16 protein-coding genes are annotated in these 20858 nt (G+C 73.0%); 10 read left to right on the top strand and 6 right to left on the bottom strand.

Going from position 1 to position 20858, the window contains the following annotated elements:
• Positions 1-187 precede the first annotated feature (187 nt).
• Positions 188-2725 carry an MFS transporter gene (locus SACTE_RS28155; RefSeq protein ID WP_014049410.1) on the top strand — a complete coding sequence of 846 codons (2538 nt, stop codon included), beginning with the start codon at positions 188-190 and terminating at the stop codon, positions 2723-2725.
• 49 nt (positions 2726-2774) lie between these two features.
• Here SACTE_RS28155 and SACTE_RS28160 read toward each other — a convergent pair whose 3' ends face one another.
• From SACTE_RS28160 to SACTE_RS33805, 3 genes are read right to left on the bottom strand one after another with little or no spacing between them, the layout of a single operon-like run.
• Positions 2775-3845 (bottom strand): acyltransferase, encoded by a 1071-nt coding sequence (locus SACTE_RS28160; RefSeq protein ID WP_014049411.1) that lies wholly within the window; start codon positions 3843-3845, stop codon positions 2775-2777.
• Entirely contained in the window at positions 3845-6076 is a 2232-nt protein-coding gene (locus SACTE_RS28165; RefSeq protein ID WP_014049412.1) for a bifunctional polysaccharide deacetylase/glycosyltransferase family 2 protein, read from the bottom strand. Before SACTE_RS28165 ends, SACTE_RS28160 begins: the two co-directional genes overlap by 1 nt.
• A complete protein-coding gene (locus SACTE_RS33805; RefSeq protein WP_014049413.1) occupies positions 6076-6498 on the bottom strand; it encodes a hypothetical protein in 423 nt (140 codons plus the stop codon). The genes SACTE_RS28165 and SACTE_RS33805 overlap by 1 nt, the downstream gene beginning before the upstream one ends.
• Positions 6499-6792: 294 nt before the next feature.
• Here SACTE_RS33805 and SACTE_RS28175 point away from each other — a divergent pair, with 294 nt between their 5' ends.
• Positions 6793-7815, top strand: a complete 1023-nt coding sequence (locus SACTE_RS28175; RefSeq protein WP_014049414.1) for a chitinase — start codon at positions 6793-6795, stop codon at positions 7813-7815.
• A gap of 49 nt (positions 7816-7864) precedes the next feature.
• Here the strand turns inward: SACTE_RS28175 and SACTE_RS28180 are convergent, their stop codons facing one another.
• Positions 7865-8767, bottom strand: coding sequence for a LysR family transcriptional regulator (locus SACTE_RS28180; protein WP_014049415.1), 903 nt, complete (start codon positions 8765-8767; stop codon positions 7865-7867).
• Between the two features lie 118 nt (positions 8768-8885).
• Here SACTE_RS28180 and SACTE_RS28185 point away from each other — a divergent pair, with 118 nt between their 5' ends.
• From SACTE_RS28185 to SACTE_RS28210, 6 genes are all read left to right on the top strand, one after another.
• On the top strand, positions 8886-9887 hold the full coding sequence (locus tag SACTE_RS28185) for an aldo/keto reductase (RefSeq protein WP_014049416.1): 1002 nt from the start codon (positions 8886-8888) through the stop codon (positions 9885-9887).
• 201 nt (positions 9888-10088) lie between these two features.
• A complete protein-coding gene (locus SACTE_RS28190) occupies positions 10089-10922 on the top strand; it encodes a M55 family metallopeptidase (RefSeq protein WP_026359077.1) in 834 nt (277 codons plus the stop codon).
• Positions 10915-12258, top strand: a complete 1344-nt coding sequence (locus SACTE_RS28195) for a M20/M25/M40 family metallo-hydrolase (RefSeq protein ID WP_014049418.1) — start codon at positions 10915-10917, stop codon at positions 12256-12258. The genes SACTE_RS28190 and SACTE_RS28195 overlap by 8 nt, the downstream gene beginning before the upstream one ends.
• A gap of 20 nt (positions 12259-12278) precedes the next feature.
• On the top strand, positions 12279-14288 hold the full coding sequence (locus tag SACTE_RS28200) for a prolyl oligopeptidase family serine peptidase (protein WP_014049419.1): 2010 nt from the start codon (positions 12279-12281) through the stop codon (positions 14286-14288).
• Positions 14285-15304, top strand: coding sequence for an LD-carboxypeptidase (locus tag SACTE_RS28205; RefSeq protein ID WP_014049420.1), 1020 nt, complete (start codon positions 14285-14287; stop codon positions 15302-15304). The genes SACTE_RS28200 and SACTE_RS28205 overlap by 4 nt, the downstream gene beginning before the upstream one ends.
• Positions 15305-15390: 86 nt before the next feature.
• The gene (locus tag SACTE_RS28210; RefSeq protein ID WP_014049421.1) at positions 15391-17163 is read left to right on the top strand and encodes a CocE/NonD family hydrolase; all 1773 of its coding nucleotides are present in this window, start codon (positions 15391-15393) and stop codon (positions 17161-17163) included.
• A gap of 45 nt (positions 17164-17208) precedes the next feature.
• On the opposite strand, the gene SACTE_RS28215 is transcribed toward SACTE_RS28210, so the two are convergent.
• Positions 17209-17580: a VOC family protein gene (locus SACTE_RS28215; RefSeq protein WP_014049422.1), complete on the bottom strand. Its 372-nt coding sequence runs from the start codon at positions 17578-17580 to the stop codon at positions 17209-17211.
• 81 nt (positions 17581-17661) lie between these two features.
• On the opposite strand from SACTE_RS28215, the gene SACTE_RS28220 reads away from it, so the two are divergent.
• Positions 17662-18123 (top strand): MarR family transcriptional regulator, encoded by a 462-nt coding sequence (locus SACTE_RS28220; RefSeq protein ID WP_014049423.1) that lies wholly within the window; start codon positions 17662-17664, stop codon positions 18121-18123.
• 85 nt (positions 18124-18208) lie between these two features.
• Here the strand turns inward: SACTE_RS28220 and SACTE_RS28225 are convergent, their stop codons facing one another.
• Positions 18209-19588 carry an alpha-amylase family protein gene (locus tag SACTE_RS28225; protein WP_014049424.1) on the bottom strand — a complete coding sequence of 460 codons (1380 nt, stop codon included), beginning with the start codon at positions 19586-19588 and terminating at the stop codon, positions 18209-18211.
• Positions 19589-19964: 376 nt separating this feature from the next.
• On the opposite strand from SACTE_RS28225, the gene SACTE_RS28230 reads away from it, so the two are divergent.
• On the top strand, positions 19965-20795 hold the full coding sequence (locus tag SACTE_RS28230) for an alpha/beta hydrolase (RefSeq protein ID WP_014049425.1): 831 nt from the start codon (positions 19965-19967) through the stop codon (positions 20793-20795).
• The last annotated feature ends 63 nt before the right edge of the window (positions 20796-20858 follow it).

Raw genomic sequence — 20858 nt, forward strand, 5'->3', positions numbered from 1 at the left:
ACACTGCCGGTTCGCTACCGGCCTCACCGGAACGAGTGGTTTTCCGGGACGGCCGGTTGCGCGCCGTAGTACCTCCCACCGGCGCATACGCCCTCAGCGTGCGCCGCCTGCACCCCTGGTCGCGTTTGCCCCGCCTTACCGCCTGATGCGAGAAATGGGCGGCGAGGAGCGACGAGGGGAGCGTCAGGTGGTGGGTGGGATCACTCTGCTGAAGGACGATGCGGACGGGCCCGGGGGCGAAGGCCCGGGACCGGGCGGCGGGGAAGGCGGCGGGCCCGGCGGCAGGGGCAGCCTGGCGGACCAGCTCCTCGGCCCCGCCCCTGACGCACCGACCGTGCCGGTCGCCGTCCCGCCCGGGCCGCCGGCCGGCCCCGTGGCGGACGGTCCCGCCGAGGAGATCAGCCCGCGACGGGTCCGGCTGGTCTTCCTCGGTCTGATGCTCACCCTGCTGCTCGCGGCGCTCGACCAGATGATCGTCGCCACCGCACTGCCGAAGATCGTCGGCGAGCTGCACGGGCTGGACAAGATGTCCTGGGCGGTCACCGCCTACCTGCTCGCCTCCACCATCGGACTGCCGCTCTACGGCAAGCTCGGCGACCTCTTCGGCCGCAAGGGCGTCTTCCAGTTCGCGATCGTCGTCTTCGTCATCGGCTCCGCGCTCGCCGGCTGGTCCCGCACGATGGACGAGCTCATCGCCTTCCGGGCCGTCCAGGGCATCGGCGGCGGCGGACTCATGATCGGTGTGCAGGCGATCATCGCCGACATCGTCCCCTCCCGTGAACGCGGCCGCTACATGGGCCTCATCGGGGCCGTCTTCGGCATCGCCTCCGTCGCCGGACCGCTGCTCGGCGGGTTCTTCACCGACCACGTCTCCTGGCGCTGGTGCTTCTACGTCAACGTGCCGTTCGGGCTGGTCACGCTCGCCGTCATCGCCGTCGTACTGAAACTCCCCAAGCCGGCCGTCCGGCCCCGCCTCGACGTGCTGGGCGCGCTGCTGCTCGCCGCCGCGTCGACCTGCCTGGTGCTGCTCACCAGCTGGGGCGGCACCGAGTACGCGTGGGGCTCGCGGACCATCCTGGGGCTGGCCGCCGGGGCCGTCGGAACGACCCTCCTCTTCCTCGTCGTCGAGCACCGGGCCGTCGAACCCGTCATCCCGCTACGGCTGTTCCGCGACTCCGTCTTCAACGTGACCTCGCTGGTGGGAGCGGTCGTCGGCGTGGCGCTCTTCGGGGCCGCCAGCTATCTGCCGACCTACCTCCAGATGGTCGAGGGCGTCTCGGCCACCGAGTCGGGACTGCTCATGCTCCCGATGATGGGCGGCATCGTCGTCGCCTCCGTCGTCTCCGGACAACTGGTCTCCCGCACCGGCCGCTACCGGATCTTCCCGCTGGTCGGCGGTGCCGTCTCGGCCGTCGGCATGTGGCTGCTCTCCTTCCTGGACACCGAGACCAGCCCGCTGGAGTACGGCCTCTGGCAGGCGATCCTCGGGCTCGGCATCGGGCTCGGCATGTCCGTACTCGTGCTGGCCGTCCAGAACTCCGTACCGCCCGCCGACCTCGGCACCGCCACCAGCGCCCACAACTACTTCCGGCAGATCGGCGGCAGCGTCGGGGCCGCCATCTTCGGCACCCTGTTCGCCGGCCGGCTCGCGGACGCGCTCGGGGTACGGCTGCCGTCCGGGGCCGACCTGCCCGACCCCGCGTCGATCACCCCGCAGGCCGTCCACGCCATGGAACCCGCGCTGCGGGACGCCTACATCCAGGCGTACGCCGACGCGATGCCCCGGATCTTCCTCTACCTCGTGCCGGTGCTCCTGCTCGGCCTGTTCCTCGCCTTCTTCCTCAAGGAGAAACCGCTGGTGTCCCACCACACCCCCACACCGGCCGCGGAACCCACCGCGCCCCCCGCCGCGATCCCCACCGCCCGCCTCGACCCGGCCCCGCCGCCGGCCCCGTCCGGACAACTGCCCGGCGTCCCGGTCCGCGGCCGCGTCCAGCACTCCGACGGCACGAAGGTGGGCCGGGCTGCACTCACCCTCATCGACGTCCTGGGGCGGCAGGTCGGCCGGGGCGCGAGCGGTGACGACGGGCGGTACGCGCTGAGCGTGCCCGGCCCCGGTTCCTTCGTGCTGATCGCCGCGGCCGGAGGGCATCAGCCGCAGGCCGTCAGCGTCACCGTCGGCGAACGGCCGGTCGACCTCGACGTGGTGCTCGGCGGCGCGGGACGGCTCGCCGGGGCGGTCGTCACCCCGGACGGCGCACCGGTGCGCGACGCCGCCGTGACCCTCACCGACGTACGCGGCGAGGTCGTCGCCAGTACCCGCACCGGGCGTGAAGGGCTCTATGTGATCGGCGAGTTGGTGGCCGGCGAGTACACCTTGGCGGCCAGTGCGCCGGCCTTCCGCCCCGCCGCGCTGCCGGTCAGCGTGCAGGCAGCCCGGGAGACCCGGCAGGACATCGAGCTGGCCGGCGGCGCGGTGCTGCGCGGTGTCGTACGGGCCCCCGGCGGCCGGGTCGTCGAGGACGCCCGGGTCACCCTGCTGGACGCGGCCGGCAACGTGGTCGACACCCACACCACGGGGCCCGACGGGTCGTTCCGCTTCGTCGACCTGTCGACGGGTGAGTACACCGTGATCGCCGCCGGCTACCCGCCGGTCGCCACCGTCCTCCAGGTACCCGGAGGCGGCCGCACCGAGCGCGACATCCAGCTCGGGCACGAGGACTGAGCCACCGGCGCCCGGGTGTGCGGGTCCCGGGGGCCCGCACACCCGCCGCTCACGGCAGCAGACGCGGCCTCCGCCTCGCCGCGACGTCCTCGACCCAGCCGAAGCACAGCACCGCCGCACCGATCAGCACCCAGACGAGAGCGAACTGCGCCCACAGGCTGTCCAGCGCGCCGGACCGCTCCAGGACCTCCACCCGCCACAACAGGTCGATCAGCGGGACCGACGCCATCAACGCCACCTCGTGCCACAGGTACACGGTCACGGCGCGCGCGTTGACCACCCGGACGGCGCGGACGGCCTGCGGGTGGCGGGCGAGCACGTCGAGGCGGGGCCGCGGACGGAGCAGGAGCAGCACGAACCCGGCCGACCACAGCGCCTGGGCGAGCGGGACGTCGTCCAGGTCGACGGAGCCGTCCGCCGGGTGGCGCAGCGCCCACCACGCCCCGGCCGCCATCAGCGGCAGCGCCACGGCCACCGCAACCGCCGTACGCGACCGGTCCAGCATCCCGCCCCGGTGCGCGAAGCCCAGCAGCCAGCAGAACAGGAACACCGACAGATCGCTCAGGGCGGCGCCCGGCCGCCCCTCCGGCACGCCCGTCACCGTCTCCAGCACCACGACCGGCACCAGGGACAGGGCGAGCACCGGCAGCGGGGCGAAGCGGAAGACCCGCAGCAGCATCGGTGAGAGCAGGACGAACCACAGATAGGTGCGCAGGTACCAGAGCACCGCCCACGCCTGCTCACCCCACGCGTTCCCCGGCGGATCCCCGACCGGCAGCACCCAGTACAGGGCGTCCCACCCCGGTCTCCAGCCGTGCGCCAGCATCGCCGCCCCGAGGACCACGGCGAACGCCCACACCGGGACCAGCAGCCGGCGCAGCCGCCCCCGGACGACCCGGAGCGCGGGCCGCTCCAGTGAACGGGCCATCAGCGATCCGGCGAGGGCGAACATCACGCCCATGGCGGGGAACACGTAGCCCAGCCAGGGCCACGCGAAGGTGTGGTAGGCCACGACCCGCACCAGCGCGCACGCCCGGAGCACGTCGAACCAGCGGTCGCGGACGGCGGCGCCCACCGGGGAGGCGGGCGCCGGTGCCGTCCTGCGGTGCGCACCCGCCATCACCGCGCCTCGGAGCGCGCGGCGGCAGGGTCGGGCGCGCCCACCTCGCCGGTGCGCTTCAGCTTCTGCCAGCGCAGCCGGCCACCGGTCGCGGCGGTGACGCACGAGTGGATCAGCACCAGGTACATCAGCTGCCGGTAGGCCAGTTGCTGGAGCGGCAGCATCAGCAGGTAGCGGTACTTCTCCCGGTCGAGGCGGAAGGCGTAGGCCGCGCAGAAGAGCTGGACGCCCAGTACCGCCAGCCAGGCCAGCAGCGACGCCCGGAAGTCCACGAAGAGCATCGCGTACAGGGTGAAGACGTCGATGAGCGGAGCGAACACCGGGGTGACGATCTGGAAGAGCACGACCAGCGGCATGCCGACCCGGCCGAAACGGCCCGACGGCCCCCGGTCGGTCACCGAGCCGCGGTGTTTCCACAGTGCCTGCATCGTGCCGTAGCTCCAGCGGTAGCGCTGCCGCCACAGCTGGCCGAGCGAGGCGGGCGCCTCCGTCCAGGCACGCGCGTGCTCGGCGTAGACGACACGCCATCCGGACCGGTGCAGGGCGATGGTGATGTCGGTGTCCTCGGCCAGCGTGTCCTCGCTCATGCCCCCCACCTCCAGGACCGCCTCGCGGCGGAAGGCCCCGATGGCCCCGGGGATGGTGGGCATGCAGCGCAGCAGGTCGTACATCCGGCGGTCCAGGTTGAATCCCATGACGTACTCGATGTGCTGCCATGCCCCGATCACCGTCGAGCGGTTGCCCACCTTCGCGTTGCCCGCGACCGCGCCGATGGCGGGGTCGGCGAACGGCTGCACGAGGTGGTGGACCGTGTCCGGCTCGAAGACGGTGTCGCCGTCCATCATCACGACGATGCCGTGACGTGCCTCGCGCACCCCGTGGTTGAGCGCCGCGGACTTGCCGGCGTTCTCCTGCCGCACGACCCGTACGTTCGCCAGTCCCAGTGACTCGGCGATCTCCGCGGTGCCGTCGGTCGATCCGTCGTCGACGACCAGGATCTCGATCGGATGGGTGCTCGCCGCGAGGGAGTTCAGGGTGGCCGCGATGCACTCCTTCTCGTTGTACGCCGGCACGACGACCGTCACCGGCTCGGTCACCTCCGGGCCCCAGCTGAACCTGCGGCGGTTGCGCTGCCGGTGGTGGCGGCGGGCCAGCAGGAGCATCAGGCCGAACCGGCCGATGACGGCCACCCCGACCACCGCCAGCAGGACGGCCAGCCCCGGCACTGTCCACTCCGCGACCGCGACCGCGCCGAGCAGGGCGCGGCCCTCCCACCGCGTGACGGTGTCGGCCGGCCGGTGCGCGGCCTGCTCGGCGTCGCCCGCCACGGTGCCGGACGGGGCGGCGGCGCCCCCGTCGCCGGGGGCGCTCCGCCGCTGGGCGCCGCTGACGGTGGTGAAGGTGTAGCCCTTCGCCTTCATCTTCTCGATGTACGCGGGCAGGGCGGCCAGCGTCTCGGACCGGTCGCCGCCCGCGTCGTGGAAGAGCACCGAGGCGCCCTTGCCGTTCTTCGGCGTCGCCCACTGGATGATCTTCGAGACGCCCGGCAGCTGCCAGTCCTCGCTGTCGGTGTCGATGAAGACGCTCGTGTACCCCATCGCGCCGAGCCGCTGGTAGACGGGCCAGCTGTAGTCGTCGATCGCGTCGTTGGTCGACGAGTAGGGCGCCCGGAACAGGGTCGTGGTGATGCCCGCCGCGCCCGCCAGGGCCAGTTGGGTCTGGGCGATCTCACGCTTGACGCGGGCCTCGCTCTGATAGGAGAGGTCGACGTGGGTGAAGGTGTGCGCCCCGACTTCGTTGCCTTCGTCGACCATCCTGCGGACCACGTCCGGGTGGCGCGAGATCATCGAGCCGACGAGGAAGAAGGTGCCCGGCACGTCGTTCTCGTCGAGGACGTCGAGCACCTGCTCGGTCCATTCAGGGTCCGGGCCGTCGTCGAAGGTGAGCACGATCGTCCTGTCCGGGACGGACTGCGTACGGGCCTCGCCGCCGGGGAAGCTCAGGAACGGGCCGCCGTCCAGGACCTCATCGGGCACCGAGTCCGCGGACGCCCCGGAACGCACCCGCTGGTCGGCACCGATCTCGGTGCGCAGATAGCCGTCGAGCAGCATCATCGACACGAGGCCCAGCAGCAACAGCAGGGCCATGACCGCACGGGGCCTGGGGACGGCCTGGTTCCGGATCCGGCCGATCCGGCCGACGCCCGCGTGCCTGCGGCGGGAGGAGGCCATCAACCCACCTCACCGGAGCCGGCGGCGGAGAGGGAGGCGGAGGCGGAAGGCGCCGGAGACGGCGCTCCGCTCGGCGGCGCGCCGGTACCGCCGGGTGGCATGCCGCCACCGGGGGGTGCCCCGCCCGGACCGGCCTCCGCGACGGGACCGGCGCCGAAGGGCAGCAACTGCGAGGGCGCCACGGAGATGCCCCCCATGAAGGCGAGCGCGAGGACGGCGGCGTATCCGGCACACGCCAGACCCACCAGCGCCCCGGCGCGGCGCAGCAGGCGGGCCCGGCGGCCGGACGAGTCCACGAACACGGGCCCGTCCTGGGGCCGTTCGGCCGCCCGGCGGCGCCCGCCGGGGCGGCGGCGGGCCAGGTGTGCCCGGCGTCGGCCGCGCGGCGCCGGGTCTTTCTCGATGTCGGGGTCGGATTGCATGTGCGCATGCTGGCGGAGCGCGATGTGCGAAGTCTGGACCCCCGCTGGCAGCGCCCTGTGGAAGAGCGGCGAACCTGTCGGGGCGCTGAGAGCCCCGGGCCGCCACCACGGTCCCTGACGTCACGCAAACGCCTGTCTCCGCAAGGGCGTTGGCGACCGAACGCACTCCTGTCGGTCCCTTCCCATGAGCGAGCTGTGTCTTCGTGCCGACGGCCGGTATGAGAGGTTCGTGGTACCTCCCGCCACCGCCGGTCGCCGACCCGGGGCGGACGATCCGAGAGCAGGTGCATCCCCATGCAAACGCGCACACGGGCGTTCTCCGCCGTCGCCGGCCTGGTCGCGCTCGGCCTGGCCGCTTCCGCCTGCGCGACGGGAACGGCGGCCGACCAGGCCAAGGGTTCGGCGCCACCGGCCCGACCGGCGTCCGTCGAGACCGCGTTCACCCCCTACGTGAGCGCCACGACGGCCGCCGACACCGACGGCACGGCGTCCCCCGACACGTACAACCTGGCCTTCGTCACCGCCGGCGGGTCCGGCTGCACGCCCGTCTGGGGCGGTACCGCGGCGGTCGGCGACGCGGCGGTCGCGGCGCGGGCGGCGGCGCTCACCGGCACCGGCGCCGACCTCAGGGTGTCCTTCGGCGGGGCCGCGGGCACCGAGGCGGCCCTCGCCTGCGACAGTGCCGAGGACCTGGCCGGGGCCTACGCCGACGCCCTCGACGCCGTCGGGGCCTCCAAGGCCGACTTCGACATCGAGGGGGACGCGCTCACCGACTCCGCCTCCCTCACCCGCCGCAACGAAGCCCTCGCCCTCCTCCAGAAGGAGCGTGACCTCGACGTCACGTACACCCTGCCCGCCATGCCGGACGGGCTGGAGGACACCGGCCTCGCCGTCCTCCAGGACGCGGACGACCAAGGCGTCGAGCTGTCCGCGGTGAACATCATGGCCATGAACTACGGCTCGACCTACGACGGTGACATGGGCGACTACGCGGAAGCGGCCGCCGAGGCCGCCCACGACCAGCTCGCGGACGTCCTCGGGCTGACCGACGAGGCGGCATGGCGCTCGCTGCACATCACGGTGATGGCCGGTGTCAACGACGTCGCGGGGGAGACGTTCACCCTCGCCGACGCCGCGTCCCTGCGTACCTTCGCCACCCGCGAGGGGGTCGGCGCGCTCTCCCTGTGGGCGACCTTCCGCGACCGGGCGTGCGACGACGGCGAGGACACCACCACGGCCGCCGACACGTGCAGCGGGGTGGACCAGGAGGACGGGGCCTTCGCCGAGACCCTGTCCGGCCCGGCGCGGACGGACTGAGCACCGGACGGCTCGGAGCCCGTCGGGCGCCCTTGGGCCGGGCGGGAGGTCAGCCGACAGGCTCTCGGCGCGACGCGTCCTGGCGGACCAGCCCCATCAGCGCCTTCGCCCCCGGGCTCAGGCTCCGGGCCGGCGGAAGCACCACCACGCTCTCGTACCCCGGCCGGTGCGCACCGGTGAACTCGACCACGGCCAGCCCGCGCGCCTCCGGTTTACGGGAGAAGTGGTGCGGCACCACCGCGACGCCCAGCCCCTCGTGCACCAGCTCCAGCAGGCTGTGCACGTCGTTGACCTCGAGCGCCACCGAGCGCCGTACCCCCGCGGCCGCGAACGCCTCGTCCGCCGCCCGCCGCGGCCCCCAGTCCGGGTGGAAGTCGATGAAGGACTCGCCGCGCAGCCCCGTCCACTCGACCGAGGCCCCACCCGCGAGGTGGTGCCCCGGCGCACACAGCACCACCATCCGCTCCCGTGCGAGCGGCACCAGCTCACCCCGCCACTCCGGCGGGCTGACGGCCGCGAACGCCAGGTCCAGCCGCCCGCCGGCCACGCCCGCCAGCAGGCTGGACGTGCCCTCCTGGCGCAGCCGGATCTCCATGTGCGGGTGCTCCCGGCGGAAGGCCGCCAGCAGCCGGGCCGGGCTGACACCGGCCACGCACTGCTCGACCCCCAGCGTCAGCCTGCCGCGCAGCAGGCCCCGGACGGCGTCGACCGCGTCCCGTGCCGCCCGCGCCCCCGCCAGGGTGCGTTCGGCCTCAACGAGCAGGGCCTGCCCCGCCTCCGTCAGCCGTACCGTGCGCGTGGTGCGGCTGAAGAGCGGCGTCCGCAGCTCGTGTTCCAGTGCCCGCACCGAGGCCGACAGCCCGGACTGGGAGACGGCGAGCCGCTCGGCCGCCCGGGTGAAGTGCCGCTCCTCGGCGACGGCGACGAAGTGTTCCAGCTGACGCAGTTCCATGATTGAGCAATCTAGGCGATGAATCCCAGCGGAATCTCCTGTTGGACCGCTGGATCGTTCTCCGTCAGGCTGGGAACACCGCCAGACCTGGCCCCGATCCCTCCCGTGGAGTGCTCGTATGTACCTTCCGTCCGCCGACCGCTACACCGCCATGCCCTACCGGCGCACCGGACGCAGCGGTCTGCTGCTGCCCGCGCTGTCCCTCGGGCTGTGGCACAACTTCGGAGGCGACCGGACCCCCGAGACGCAGGGGCAGATCCTGCGCAGGGCCTTCGACCTGGGCATCACCCACTTCGACCTCGCCAACAACTACGGCCCGCCGCCCGGCTCGGCCGAGCTCACCATGGGCCGCGCCCTGAAGACGGACTTCGCCCACCTGCGGGACGAGATCGTCGTCTCCACCAAGGCCGGCTACCACATGTGGGAGGGCCCGTACGGGGAGTGGGGCTCCCGCAAGTACCTGCGCTCCTCGCTGGACCAGAGCCTGCGGCGGCTCGGCCTCGACTACGTCGACATCTTCTACTCCCACCGCCCCGACCCCGACACCCCCCTCGAGGAGACCATGGGCGCGCTGGACACCGCGGTGCGCCAGGGCAAGGCGCTGTACGCCGGGATCTCCAACTACTCGGCCGAGCAGACCCGCGAGGCCGCCCGGATCCTGAACGAGCTGGGCACCCCGCTCCTCATCCACCAGCCGCGCTACTCGATGCTGGACCGCTGGGTCGAGGACGGGCTGCTGGACGCCCTGGACGAGCTGGGCACCGGCTCCATCGCCTACTCGCCGCTGGAGCAGGGCATCCTGTCCGACCGCTACCTCCAGGGCATCCCGGAGGGTTCGCGGGCGGCGGGCGCCAGCCCCTTCCTGTCGGCCGACGCCGTCACCCCCGAACTGGTGGAGCGCCTCCGGTCGCTGGACGCGATCGCGCGGGAACGCGGGCAGTCCCTGGCGCAGATGGCGCTGGCCTGGGTGCTGCGCGGCGGCCGGGTCACCTCCGCGGTCGTGGGCGCGAGCAGCGTCACGCAGCTCGAGAACAGCGTCGAGGCGGTCCGCAACCTGGAGTTCGACGACGCGGAGCTCGCCCGGATCGACGAGCTGGTCAAGGGCGCCGGCCGCTCCTGAGGGGTGCCGCGGGGCCTCCGGCCGGACCGGGCCGGAGGCCCCGCGGCGTTCGGCGGGCGCGGTTCCACCGGACTGGACCAGTGACAGGTGCCGACGGCTCTGGCCCGGTGCGGTCCCGGCGCGTACGGTGAGGCGGCACGAAGATCCTCTTCCCTCCGCGCGACGGGAGGAGGGCCCCGACCAGTGACAGGACCGTTCACCGTGAAGATCCTCGTCAGCGCCGACATGGAGGGCGCGACCGGAGTGACCTGGCCGGCCGACGTACTGCCCGGGACCCCGCAGTGGGAGCGGTGCCGTTCCCTGTTCACCTCGGACGTGAACGCCGCGGTCCTCGGCTTCTTCGACGGGGGCGCCGACGAGGTGCTCGTCAACGAGGCCCACTGGACGATGCGCAACCTGCTCCTGGAGCGCCTCGACGACCGCGTCCAGATGCTCACCGGCAGGCACAAGTCCCTCTCCATGGTCGAGGGCATCCAGCACGGCGACGTCGACGGCGTCGCGTTCGTCGGCTACCACACCGGCGCCGGCACCGAGGGCGTGCTCGCCCACACCTACCTCGCCAACTCCATCACCGGCGTCTGGCTGAACGGCGTACGGGCCAGTGAGGGCCTGCTGAACGCCCATGTCGCCGCCGAGTACGGCGTCCCGGTCGTCCTCGTCACCGGCGACGACCTGACCTGTGTGGACGCCGGGCAGTACGCCCCGGACGCCCGCAAGGTCGCGGTGAAGGACCACGTCTCGCGGTACGCCGCCGTCTGCCGGACCCCGGCGCGCACCGCCGCCGACATCCGGGCCGCCGCCGAGGAGGCCACCGCACTGGCGGGGCGCCTGACCCCGGTGGAGGGCGGTCCCTTTACGGTGGAACTGGAGTTCGACGCCGAGCATCTGGCGGCCGCCGCGACGGTGGTCCCCGGCGTGGCGCCGAGCGGCGAACGGCGCGTCGCCTACACCAGCGCGACGATGTACGAAGGTATCCGCACATTCAAGGCGGTGACGACGATCGTGTCGGCCGCCGTGGAGGAACAGTATGGCTGAGGCGACGACCCCGTCCGGATCCGTGGACGACCGGGCGCTCGACGAGTCGGTCACGTTCACCTCGGAACTGATCCGGATCGACACGACCAACAACGGCGACGGCACCTGCCGGGAGCGCCCGGCCGCCGAGTACGTCGCCCGGCGGCTGGCCGACACCGGGCTCGAACCGCTCCTGCTGGAGCGCACCCCGGGCCGGACCAACGTGGTCGCCCGCATCCCGGGCACCGACCCGTCCGCCGACGCGCTGCTGGTCCACGGGCACCTCGACGTGGTGCCCGCCGAACCCGCCGACTGGAGCGTCCACCCCTTCTCCGGGGAGGTCCGCGACGGTGTGGTGTGGGGACGCGGCGCCGTCGACATGAAGAACATGGACGCGATGGTCCTCGCCGTCGTCCGGGCCTGGGCCCGTGCCGGGGTGCGCCCCCGGCGGGACATCGTCGTCGCCTACACCGCCGACGAGGAGGCCAGCGCCGCCGACGGCTCCGGCTTCCTCGCCGACCGGCACCCCGAACTCTTCGAGGGCTGCACCGAAGGCATCAGCGAGTCCGGGGCCTTCACCTTCCACGCGGGCCCCGGGATGTCGCTCTACCCCATCGCGGCCGGCGAGCGGGGCACCGCCTGGCTGCGGCTGACCGCCGAGGGCAAGGCGGGCCACGGCTCCAAGGTCAACAAGGCCAACGCGGTCAGCGCCCTGGCCGCCGCCGTCGCCCGCCTCGGGGCGTACGAGTGGCCCGTGCGGCTCACCCCCACGGTCCGGGCGGCGCTCACCGAGATCGCCGCGCTCCACCACATACAGGTCGACCTGGACGCGCCCGGGTTCGACGTGGACGAACTGCTCGGCAAGCTCGGCCCGGCCGCCGACCTCGTCGCGCCCACCGTCCGCAACAGCAGCAACCCGACGATGCTGGAAGCCGGTTACAAGGTCAACGTCATCCCGGGACGGGCCACCGCCCACATCGACGGACGGATGGTGCCCGGCGGCGAGGAGGAGTTCCGCGAGACCCTCGACCGGCTGACCGGCCCCGGCATCGACTGGGAGTTCGACCACCGGGAGGTCCCCCTCCAGGCCCCGGTCGACTCACCGACGTACGCCAAGATGCGGGCCGCCGTCGAGCTGTTCGACCCGGGCTCCCACGCCGTCCCCTACTGCATGTCCGGCGGCACGGACGCCAAGCAGTTCTCCCGGCTCGGCATCACCGGCTACGGTTTCTCCCCGCTGAAGCTGCCCGTCGGCTTCGACTACCAGGCGCTGTTCCACGGCGTCGACGAGCGGGTCCCGGTCGACGCCCTGCACTTCGGTGTCCGGGTCCTGGACCACTTCCTGCGCACCGCCTGACCACGAGGGGGGAACCGACCTTGGTGTCCACAGCGGCGTACGGCACATGGCCGTCACCGATCGACGCGGCCCTGGCCGCCACGCACGACGGCAGGCCCGAGTTCGTCGGATTCGTCGGCGAGGAGGTGTGGTGGACGGAACCGCGCCCGGCGGAGGGCGGCCGCCGTGCCCTCGTGCGCCGCCGGGCCGACGGGACCACCGAGTCCGTGCTGCCCGAGCCCTGGAACCCGCGCAGCCGGGTCGTCGAGTACGGCGGTGTGCCCTGGGCGGGCGCCGCACGAGAGGCAGGCGGTCCGCTCGTCGTCTTCGTCCACCACGCCGACCAGCGGCTGTACGCGTACGCCCCGGACGGAAACGAGCCGCCCCGGCCGCTGACCCCCGTGTCCGCCACCGGCGGCGGGCTGCGCTGGGTCGACCCGCACCTCCACCTGGACCGCGGGGAGCGGGGCGAGGTCTGGTGCGTGCTGGAGGAGTTCACCGGACCGGCCCCCACCGACGTGCGCAGGGTCGTCGCCGCCGTGCCGCTGGACGGTTCGGCCGCCGACGACCGCGCGGCCGTGCGCGAACTCGGCGACGACCGGCACCGCTTCGTCACCGGCCCCAAGCTCTCGTACGACGGCCGGCGCGCCGCCTGGATCGCCTGGGACCACCCGCGGATGCCGTGGGACGGCACGGTCGTGATGACGGCAGAGGTCACCGACGAGGGTGCCTTCACCGGGGTGCGGCCGCTCGTCGGCGACACCGGCGAATCGGTCGTCCAGGTGGAGTGGGACCGGGACGGCACGCTGCTGTTCGTCTCGGACGTCTCCGGCTGGTGGGAGCTCCAGCGGATCCGGCCCGACGCCGTCCCGGGGGCGGTCGTGCCCAGCAGCCGGCTCTGCTCCGGCCGCGGCGAGGAGTTCGGCGGGCCGCTGTGGAAGATCGGGCAGAGCTGGTTCCGGCTGCTGGACAACGGCCTGATCGCCGTCGTCCACGGCCGGGGCACCACCCGCCTCGGCGTGCTCGACCCGGAGACCGGCGAACTGGTCGACGCGGCAGGCCCGTGGACCGAGTGGGCCGAGACGCTCGCCGTGCAGGACACCCGGGTCGTCGGCATCGCCGCGAGCCCCGTCAGCACGTACGAGGTGGTCGAGCTGGACACCGCGACCGGGCACACCCGGATCCTGGGGTCACGCCACGAGGACGCCGTCGACCCCGCCTACTACCCCGAGCCGCGCACCCGTACCTTCACCGGACCGGGCGGCCGCGAGGTCCACGCCCACGTCCACCCGCCCCGCCACCCGGACCGCACCGGACCCGACGGAGAGCTGCCGCCGTATGTGATCTGGGCCCACGGCGGACCCACCGGACGCGCGCCGCTCGTCCTCGACCTGGAGATCGCCTACTTCACCTCCCGGGGCATCGGCGTCGCCGAGGTGAACTACGGCGGCTCCACCGGCTACGGCCGGGCCTACCGGGAACGGCTGGCCGGACAGTGGGGCGTCGTCGACGTGGAGGACTGCGCGGCCGTGGCCCTCGCCCTGGCCGAGGAGGGCACCGCCGACCGCGCCCGGCTGGCGATCCGGGGCGGCAGCGCCGGGGGCTGGACGACCGCCGCCTCCCTGACGGGGACGGACGTGTACGCCTGCGGGGCGATCAGTTACCCCATCCTCGACCTCGAAGGATGGACGACCGGGGAGACGCACGACTTCGAGTCCCGCTACCTCGAATCGCTCGTCGGCCCGTACGCCGAGGTGCCCGAGCGCTACCGCGAACGCTCGCCGATCAACCACACCGACCGGCTCACGGCGCCCTTCGTGCTGCTCCAGGGACTCGACGACCCGATCTGCCCGCCCGTGCAGTGCGAGCGCTTCCTGGAGCGGATCGAGGGGCGGGGCATCCCGCACGCCTACCTCACCTTCGCCGGGGAGAGCCACGGCTTCCGCCGCACCGACACCCTGGTCCGCGCCCTGGAGGCCGAACTCTCCCTGTACATCCAGACGTTCGGTATCGAGCGGAGCGACGTCCCGGTCCTGGAACTCACCCGGTGACCGGCACGGCCCCGGTCCTCGCGCCCCTTCGCCGCCCCGCGCGCCCGCGGCCCGGCGCGCGCGTCGCGGTCGTCGCCCCCAGCGGTCCCGTCCCCGCCGACCGGCTGGAGGCGGGCCTCGACCTGCTGCGTGGCTGGGACCTGGAGCCGGTGGTCGCCTCCCACGCCCTGGACAGGCACCCCGTGCTGGGCTACCTCGCGGGGACGGACGAGGACCGCGCCCGGGATCTCCAGGAGGCCTGGTGCGACCCGACCGTCGACGCCGTCCTGTGTGCCCGGGGCGGGTACGGGGCGCACCGCATGGTCGACCTGCTGGACTGGCCGGCGATCCGGGCGGCCGGGCCCAAGGCGTTCGTCGGGTACAGCGACATCACCGTGCTGCACGAGGCGTTCGCGCTGCGGGCCGGGTTCTCCACCCTGCACGGACCGATGATCGCCACCGAGGTGTTCCTCGAGGACGCGGCCACCCAGGACGCCCTGCGCTCCACCCTCTTCGAGCCGGAGTCGGTGCGGACGCTCGGCCTGGACACGGCGGCGGCGCTGGTCCCCGGCCGGGCCCGGGGCGTCACCTACGGCGGCTGCGTGAGCCTGCTCGCCGCCGACGCCGGAACCCCGGGCGCCCGTGCCCCGGCGCGGGGCGGGCTGCTGGTGATCGAGGACATCGCCGAGGACCCGTACCGGCTGGACGGCATCCTCACCCGGCTGCTGCGCGCCGGCACGCTGGACGGTACGACCGGCATCGCGTGCGGCTCCTGGCGGGACTGCGGCCCGTACGAGGAGGTGCGGGCGGTGCTCGCCGACCGGCTGGGCGGGCTCGGGATCCCGGTCGTCGAGGAGCTGGGCTTCGGGCACGGCCCCACGGCGCTGACGGTCCCCCTGGGGGTGCCTGCGGTGCTGGACGCGCCCGGGGACGGCGGGCGGTGCACGCTCACCGCCGAGGTGCCCGCGCTGGCCCGAGACGCCCCCGGACGTGTGACCCGACGAACCGTCAGTGAAACCACCGATACGGTGCGTTGACATCCGCGTGAGGCGTGTCACACGATGGGTCCGGCTGCCGCCTACCAGTCGGTAGGGTGTCGGGTGTCCTCGGTGCGGAGGTCCATATGTCGCGTGCTGTCTCCAGGTTGCGCAGTTCCCTGGCCTTCCTCGCCGGCGCCGCCCTCGTCGCGCCGCTCACCCTGGTCGGTGCCGACCCGGCGGCTGCCGCCGAATTCAGCGTCACCTCACTGGAGTTCACGGTGCCCGCGGGCGACCGCTCCTGCACACTCGACGCCGACCTCTACCGCCCGGCCGGTGTCGACGCCCGGCACCCCGCGCCCGCGGTCCTGGCGACCAACGGCTTCGGCGGCAGCAAGTCCGACGGCACGACCGACGCCCTCGGCAGGGCGTTCGCCTCCCGCGGCTATGTCTCCCTGGTCTACTCGGGGCTCGGCTTCGGGAAGTCCGGATGCCTGATCACCCTCGACGACCCGGCCGTCGACGGGAAGGCGGCCTCCGGGCTCATCGACTTCCTCGCCGGGACGCGGGCGGCCGACGACGGCACCGAGGCCGACTACGTCGTGTCCGACGGCCCCGGTGACCCCCGCGTCGGCATGATCGGCGGCTCGTACGGCGGAGCCGTCCAGCTGGCCACCGCATCGGCCGACCGCCGGGTCGACGCCCTGGTCCCGCTGGTCACCTGGAACGACCTCGCGTACGCCCTCGCGCCCAACGCCACCGGCGCGCGGCGCGGCGTCTCCTCCGACACCCCCGGCGTGTTCAAGTGGCAGTGGACCAACGGCTTCTACCTGATCGGGGAGGGCCAGCCGCTGCTGGTGCCGGGCCTGGACCCGTCCCGGTTCAACCACCTCACCTGCCCGCACTTCTCCACCCCGGCCTGCGACACCGTCCGCCTGCTGAACTCCGGCCGTTTCCCGGCCGGGAGCACCCGTCAGATGCTGGCGTACGCGCGCAGTGTCTCGCCGGTCTCCTACCTGGCGGACGTCGAGGCCCCCACGCTGCTCGTCCAGGGGCAGGCCGACAGCCTGTTCAACCTCAACGAGGCCACCGCCACCTACCGCGCCCTCCAGGCGCGGGGCACCACGACGAAGATGATCTGGCAGGCCTGGGGCCACAGCGGCGGCCACGCCCCCGGGGAGCTGGACCTCGCCACCGGCAATCTGGACACCAGTTACGTCGGGCAGCGGATCCTCGCCTGGTTCGACCGCTACCTCCACCTCGACACGGGCGCCGACACCGGGCCCGCCTTCGCCTACCACCGCGACTGGGCGAGCGGCTACGGCACGGCCGACGCACTGCCCGACGCGTCGCGGACCCTCTACCTCTCCGGCGACGGCGCCCTGGTGGACGAGCGCTCCCAGGTCGCCTCCGGCAGCCGTCGCTACACCAACGGGCCCCTGCCCACCAGTCACTCCGAAAGCTCCCTGGCCGGACTCATCGGGCTGTCCGACCCCGCCCCGTACGACACGAAGGGCACCCACCTCGGCTGGACCAGCGCTCCGCTCACCACCCCGGTGGACGTCGTCGGCGCCCCGAAGGCGACCCTGAAGGTCCGCTCCCCGGCCACCGAACGCGTCCAGGACAGCGGGGACGCGGCGGACAAGCTGGTCCTCTTCGCGAAGGTGTACGACGTGGCGCCCGACGGAACCCAGCAGCTGGTGAACCGCCTGGTGGCGCCCGTACGCGTACCCGACGTCACCCGCCCCTTCACGGTCGAGCTGCCCGGCATCGTACACCGGTACGAGACCGGGCACCGGCTGCGGTTCGTGATCGCCGGCAGCGACACGGCGTACTTCGGCAACCGGGGGCTGCGGCCCGTCACCGTCGTCAGCGCCCCGCAGGACACGGGTGTCCTGGAGCTCCCGGTGGCTCGCTGACCGGTACCTGACCGGCCGGCGGGCGGCGCGTAACGGCATGCGCGGTCAGCCTCCGTGCACGGTGACGGCGTAGCCCTCGGGACCCGTGAAGGTGAACGTGCGGCCGAACGGGCCGTCCTCGGGCGCCCTGACGACGGGCACCCCAGCGGCGGCGAGCCGGTCGTGCAGCCCCTGCGCGTCGTCGGCGGCGAACCACAGGGCGACACCGAGGCCGGGCTGCGCCACACCGTCGAGGTCCACACCCGGCAGGAGTCCGCGGACGGCGAACGGGATCGGCCTGGTGTCGAACACCACCGCGCCGGGCGGTGCGGCCGGTGCCCGGCGCAGTCCGAGGTGCTCCTCGTAGAAGCGGGCCGCGGCCTCGACGTCGCGTACCTGGAGGGCGATGAAATCGGGGCCGTGGACGGTGGTCGACATGAGTGCTCCTCGGTCGGTCGATGTCAGGACTCTGACATTGCCGACGATAGGCCGGGGTCTGAGGTATGTCAAAATGCTGACATGGAGAACCGGGAGCCCGTGGATCTGCCGCACGCCGCCCAGGACGTCACCGAGCACGTGGGATACCGCCTCAAGCGCGCCCACGCGGCCCTGCGCGGGGCCTTGGACCAGGTCCTGCGCGAGCACGGCCTCACCGTGCCGCAGTACTCGTGCCTCGAACTCCTCGCCCTGCGCCCCGGCCTGTCCAACGCCGAGCTCGCGCGCGGTGCCTTCGTCACCCGGCAGTCCATGAACGTCGTCCTCCGCGGCCTGCAGGACGACGGACTCATCGCCCGCCCCGCCACCGCCGACCACGGCCGGGCGCGCCCCGCGCACCTCACTCCCGAGGGGCAGCGGCGCCTCGATGCGGCGCGGTCCGCCGTCTACGCCGTCGAGACCCGCATGATCGCAGCCGTGCCGTCCGCCCGGCTGCCCGCTCTCCTCGCCGACCTCGAACGCATGGCCGAGGCTCTCGGTGGATGACGTCCTCGCGCGGCACGGCACCGGGCTCGCGGGGCAGGGGCGAGGAGTCGCCCTGTCCGGCGAGCCCGGTCGTGCTCCGGCCCGGTCAGTCGGTCCGTGCCCCCGTGTGCAGGGCGAGCGCTCCGTGCGCCGGAAGCGACGCCTGGACCGTGCCGTCGTCCCCGACGGTCACGGTGGCACCGTCGCAGTCGTCCGGGGACGCGACGGCGACATCACAGTAGGTGCCGGCGGGCAGTGACGTCGTCAGGGTCTCGGAGAGGTCGCCGTCGCCGTTGTTGAGGGCGACGAACCCCTTGTCACCGCGTCCGAAGGCGATCGCGCTGCCGCCGTTGTCCCACCAGTCGGTCAGCTCCGCCGAGCCGACCGTGTTGCGGAAGCCCACCATGCCCGTGATCGCCCGCCGCGCGTGCACGTTCGTCCAGCCGTCGGCGCCGCTCGGCGGGCCCGCGTCCTCGCTGGACCACTCGTAGCCCGAGTAGACGTTCGGCGACCCGTAGGGCGACGCCAGCATGAAGACGTTGGCGAGGGTGTAGGCCGCGCCGTCCTTGTAGGTCAGCGTCGAGCCGTTCCGCTCGGTGTCCCAGTTGTCGACGAACGTACGGGCCGAGTCGCTGCCGAGCTTGCCGTCCGCGACCGATTTCAGCTGGGCGATGTCGCCGCCCTGGAAGGCGCTCCTGAGGTGGCCGCCGTAACGGAACTCGTCCACGTCGCCGACGCCCGTGTACTCCTCGGGCCGCACGGCCTCGCCGCCGCCGTGGATGACCTCCGAGACCCAGAAGCCGGGATCGCTCATCTTCTCCTTGACGGCGGCGAGGTCGTCCGCCGCCATGTGCTTGGCCGCGTCGATGCGGAAGCCGTCCACGCCCAGTGACCGCAGGTCGTCCAGGTAGGCGGCGATGGTGGCCCGGACCTCCTCCTTCCCGGTGTCGAGGTCGGAGAGGCCGACCAGTTCGCAGTTCTGCACGTCGTCACGGTCGGTGTAGTCGGTGATGTCGGCCCGGCAGGTGTGGAAGTCCCCGTCCTGGAAGTACCCGGGGTAGTCGTACTTGGTGTAGGCGGTGCCGCCCGTGCCGGTGCCCGAACCGGCGGCCATGTGGTTGACGACGGCGTCGGCCATGACCTTGACACCGGCGCTGTGGCACGCGTCGACCATGCCGGCGAACGCCTCGCGGTCGCCGAGCCGGCCCGCGATGCGGTAACTCACGGGCTGGTAGGACGTCCACCACTGGTCGCCCTGGATGTGCTCGGAAGCCGGGGAGACCTGGACGAACCCGTAACCGGCGGGGCCCAGTTCGTCGGTGCAGGCCCTGGCCACATCGGCGTACCGCCGCTCGAACATGGTGACCGTGACGGTCTTCTCACCGGGAGGTGCGGCCTGGGACTGCCCGGGTGTGAACGTCATGACGCCTGCGGCGGTCATGACTCCGGCCAGCGTTCCGCCGATGACGCGGAATCGGTACTGCATGGTGCGGCTCCTTCGACGGCTGGGCACAGAGGTGCCCTCGAAGGCAGCCACGCGCCTGGCTGCCGTGGGGGGAACGCGTCAGAGCCTGCCGCCCGTCCGTGTACACGTCAAGGATTTCTGCAATTTCTTACAGAGGGTTGCGCAAGCGAGTGGGGCGGTGCCTCCGGTGGAGGTGGCGCGCGACATGCGCCCTTTCGGGGGAACGCGTAGCGTCGAAGAGGCGGAACTCCGGAGGCGGACCGAGCCCGCGGGTCCCGCGCCCGGCGAGGCCGGCGCGCGGCCGTGCGCCACGGGCGGCCGAGGACCCGGGGAATCACGTACCGGCGCCCGTATCCCGTGGCGCCTGGCATGTGCAGGACATGAGAGGACCGCAAGCATGGCTACTGTGACGACGAAGGACGGGACCGTCCTCTTCTACAAGGACTGGGGGCCGCGCGACGCCCAGCCCGTCATGTTCCACCACGGCTGGCCGCTCAGCGCCGACGACTGGGACCACCAGATGCTGTACTTCCTCGCCCGGGGCCACCGGGTGATCGCGCACGACCGCCGGGGCCACGGACGGTCGAGCCAGACGTCCGGCGGCCACGACATGGACACCTACGCCGCCGACGTGGCGGAACTGACCGCGGCGCTCGATCTGCGGGACGCCTGGCACGTCGGCCATTCCACCGGAGGCGGCGAGGTGGCGCGCTACGTCGCCCGGGCCGAGCCGGGCCGGGTGGCGAAGGCGGCCCTCGTCGCTGCGGTGCCGCCGGTCATGGTGCGGTCGGACGCGAACCCGGGCGGCCTTCCCCTCTCCGTCTTCGACGGATTCCGTGCCCAACTGGCGGACAACCGGGCCCAGTTCTACATCGACGTGCCGAGCGGCCCGTTCTACGGGTTCAACCGGCCGGGGGCGAAGGTGTCGCAGGGCCTGATCGACAACTGGTGGCGGCAGGGCATGATGGGCGCCGCCAACGCGCAGTACGAGTGCATCAAGGCGTTCTCCGAGACCGACTTCACCGAGGACCTCAGGACGATCGACGTCCCGGTCCTCGTGGCGCACGGCACGGACGACCAGATCGTGCCGTACGACGACTCGGGACCGCTGTCCGCCGAGCTGCTGAGCAACGCGACCCTCAAGAGCTACGAGGGGTACCCGCACGGCATGCCGTGGACCCACCCCGAGGTGATCGACCCCGACCTCCTCGCCTTCTTCCAGGGGTAGCGCCCGGCGACCCCGGACCTTCCGGGCCCCGGCCGGTCAGGGCCGGGGCCCCGGAAGGTCCGG

Source organism: Streptomyces sp. SirexAA-E, from assembly GCF_000177195.2.
Lineage (GTDB): Bacteria > Actinomycetota > Actinomycetes > Streptomycetales > Streptomycetaceae > Streptomyces > Streptomyces flavovirens.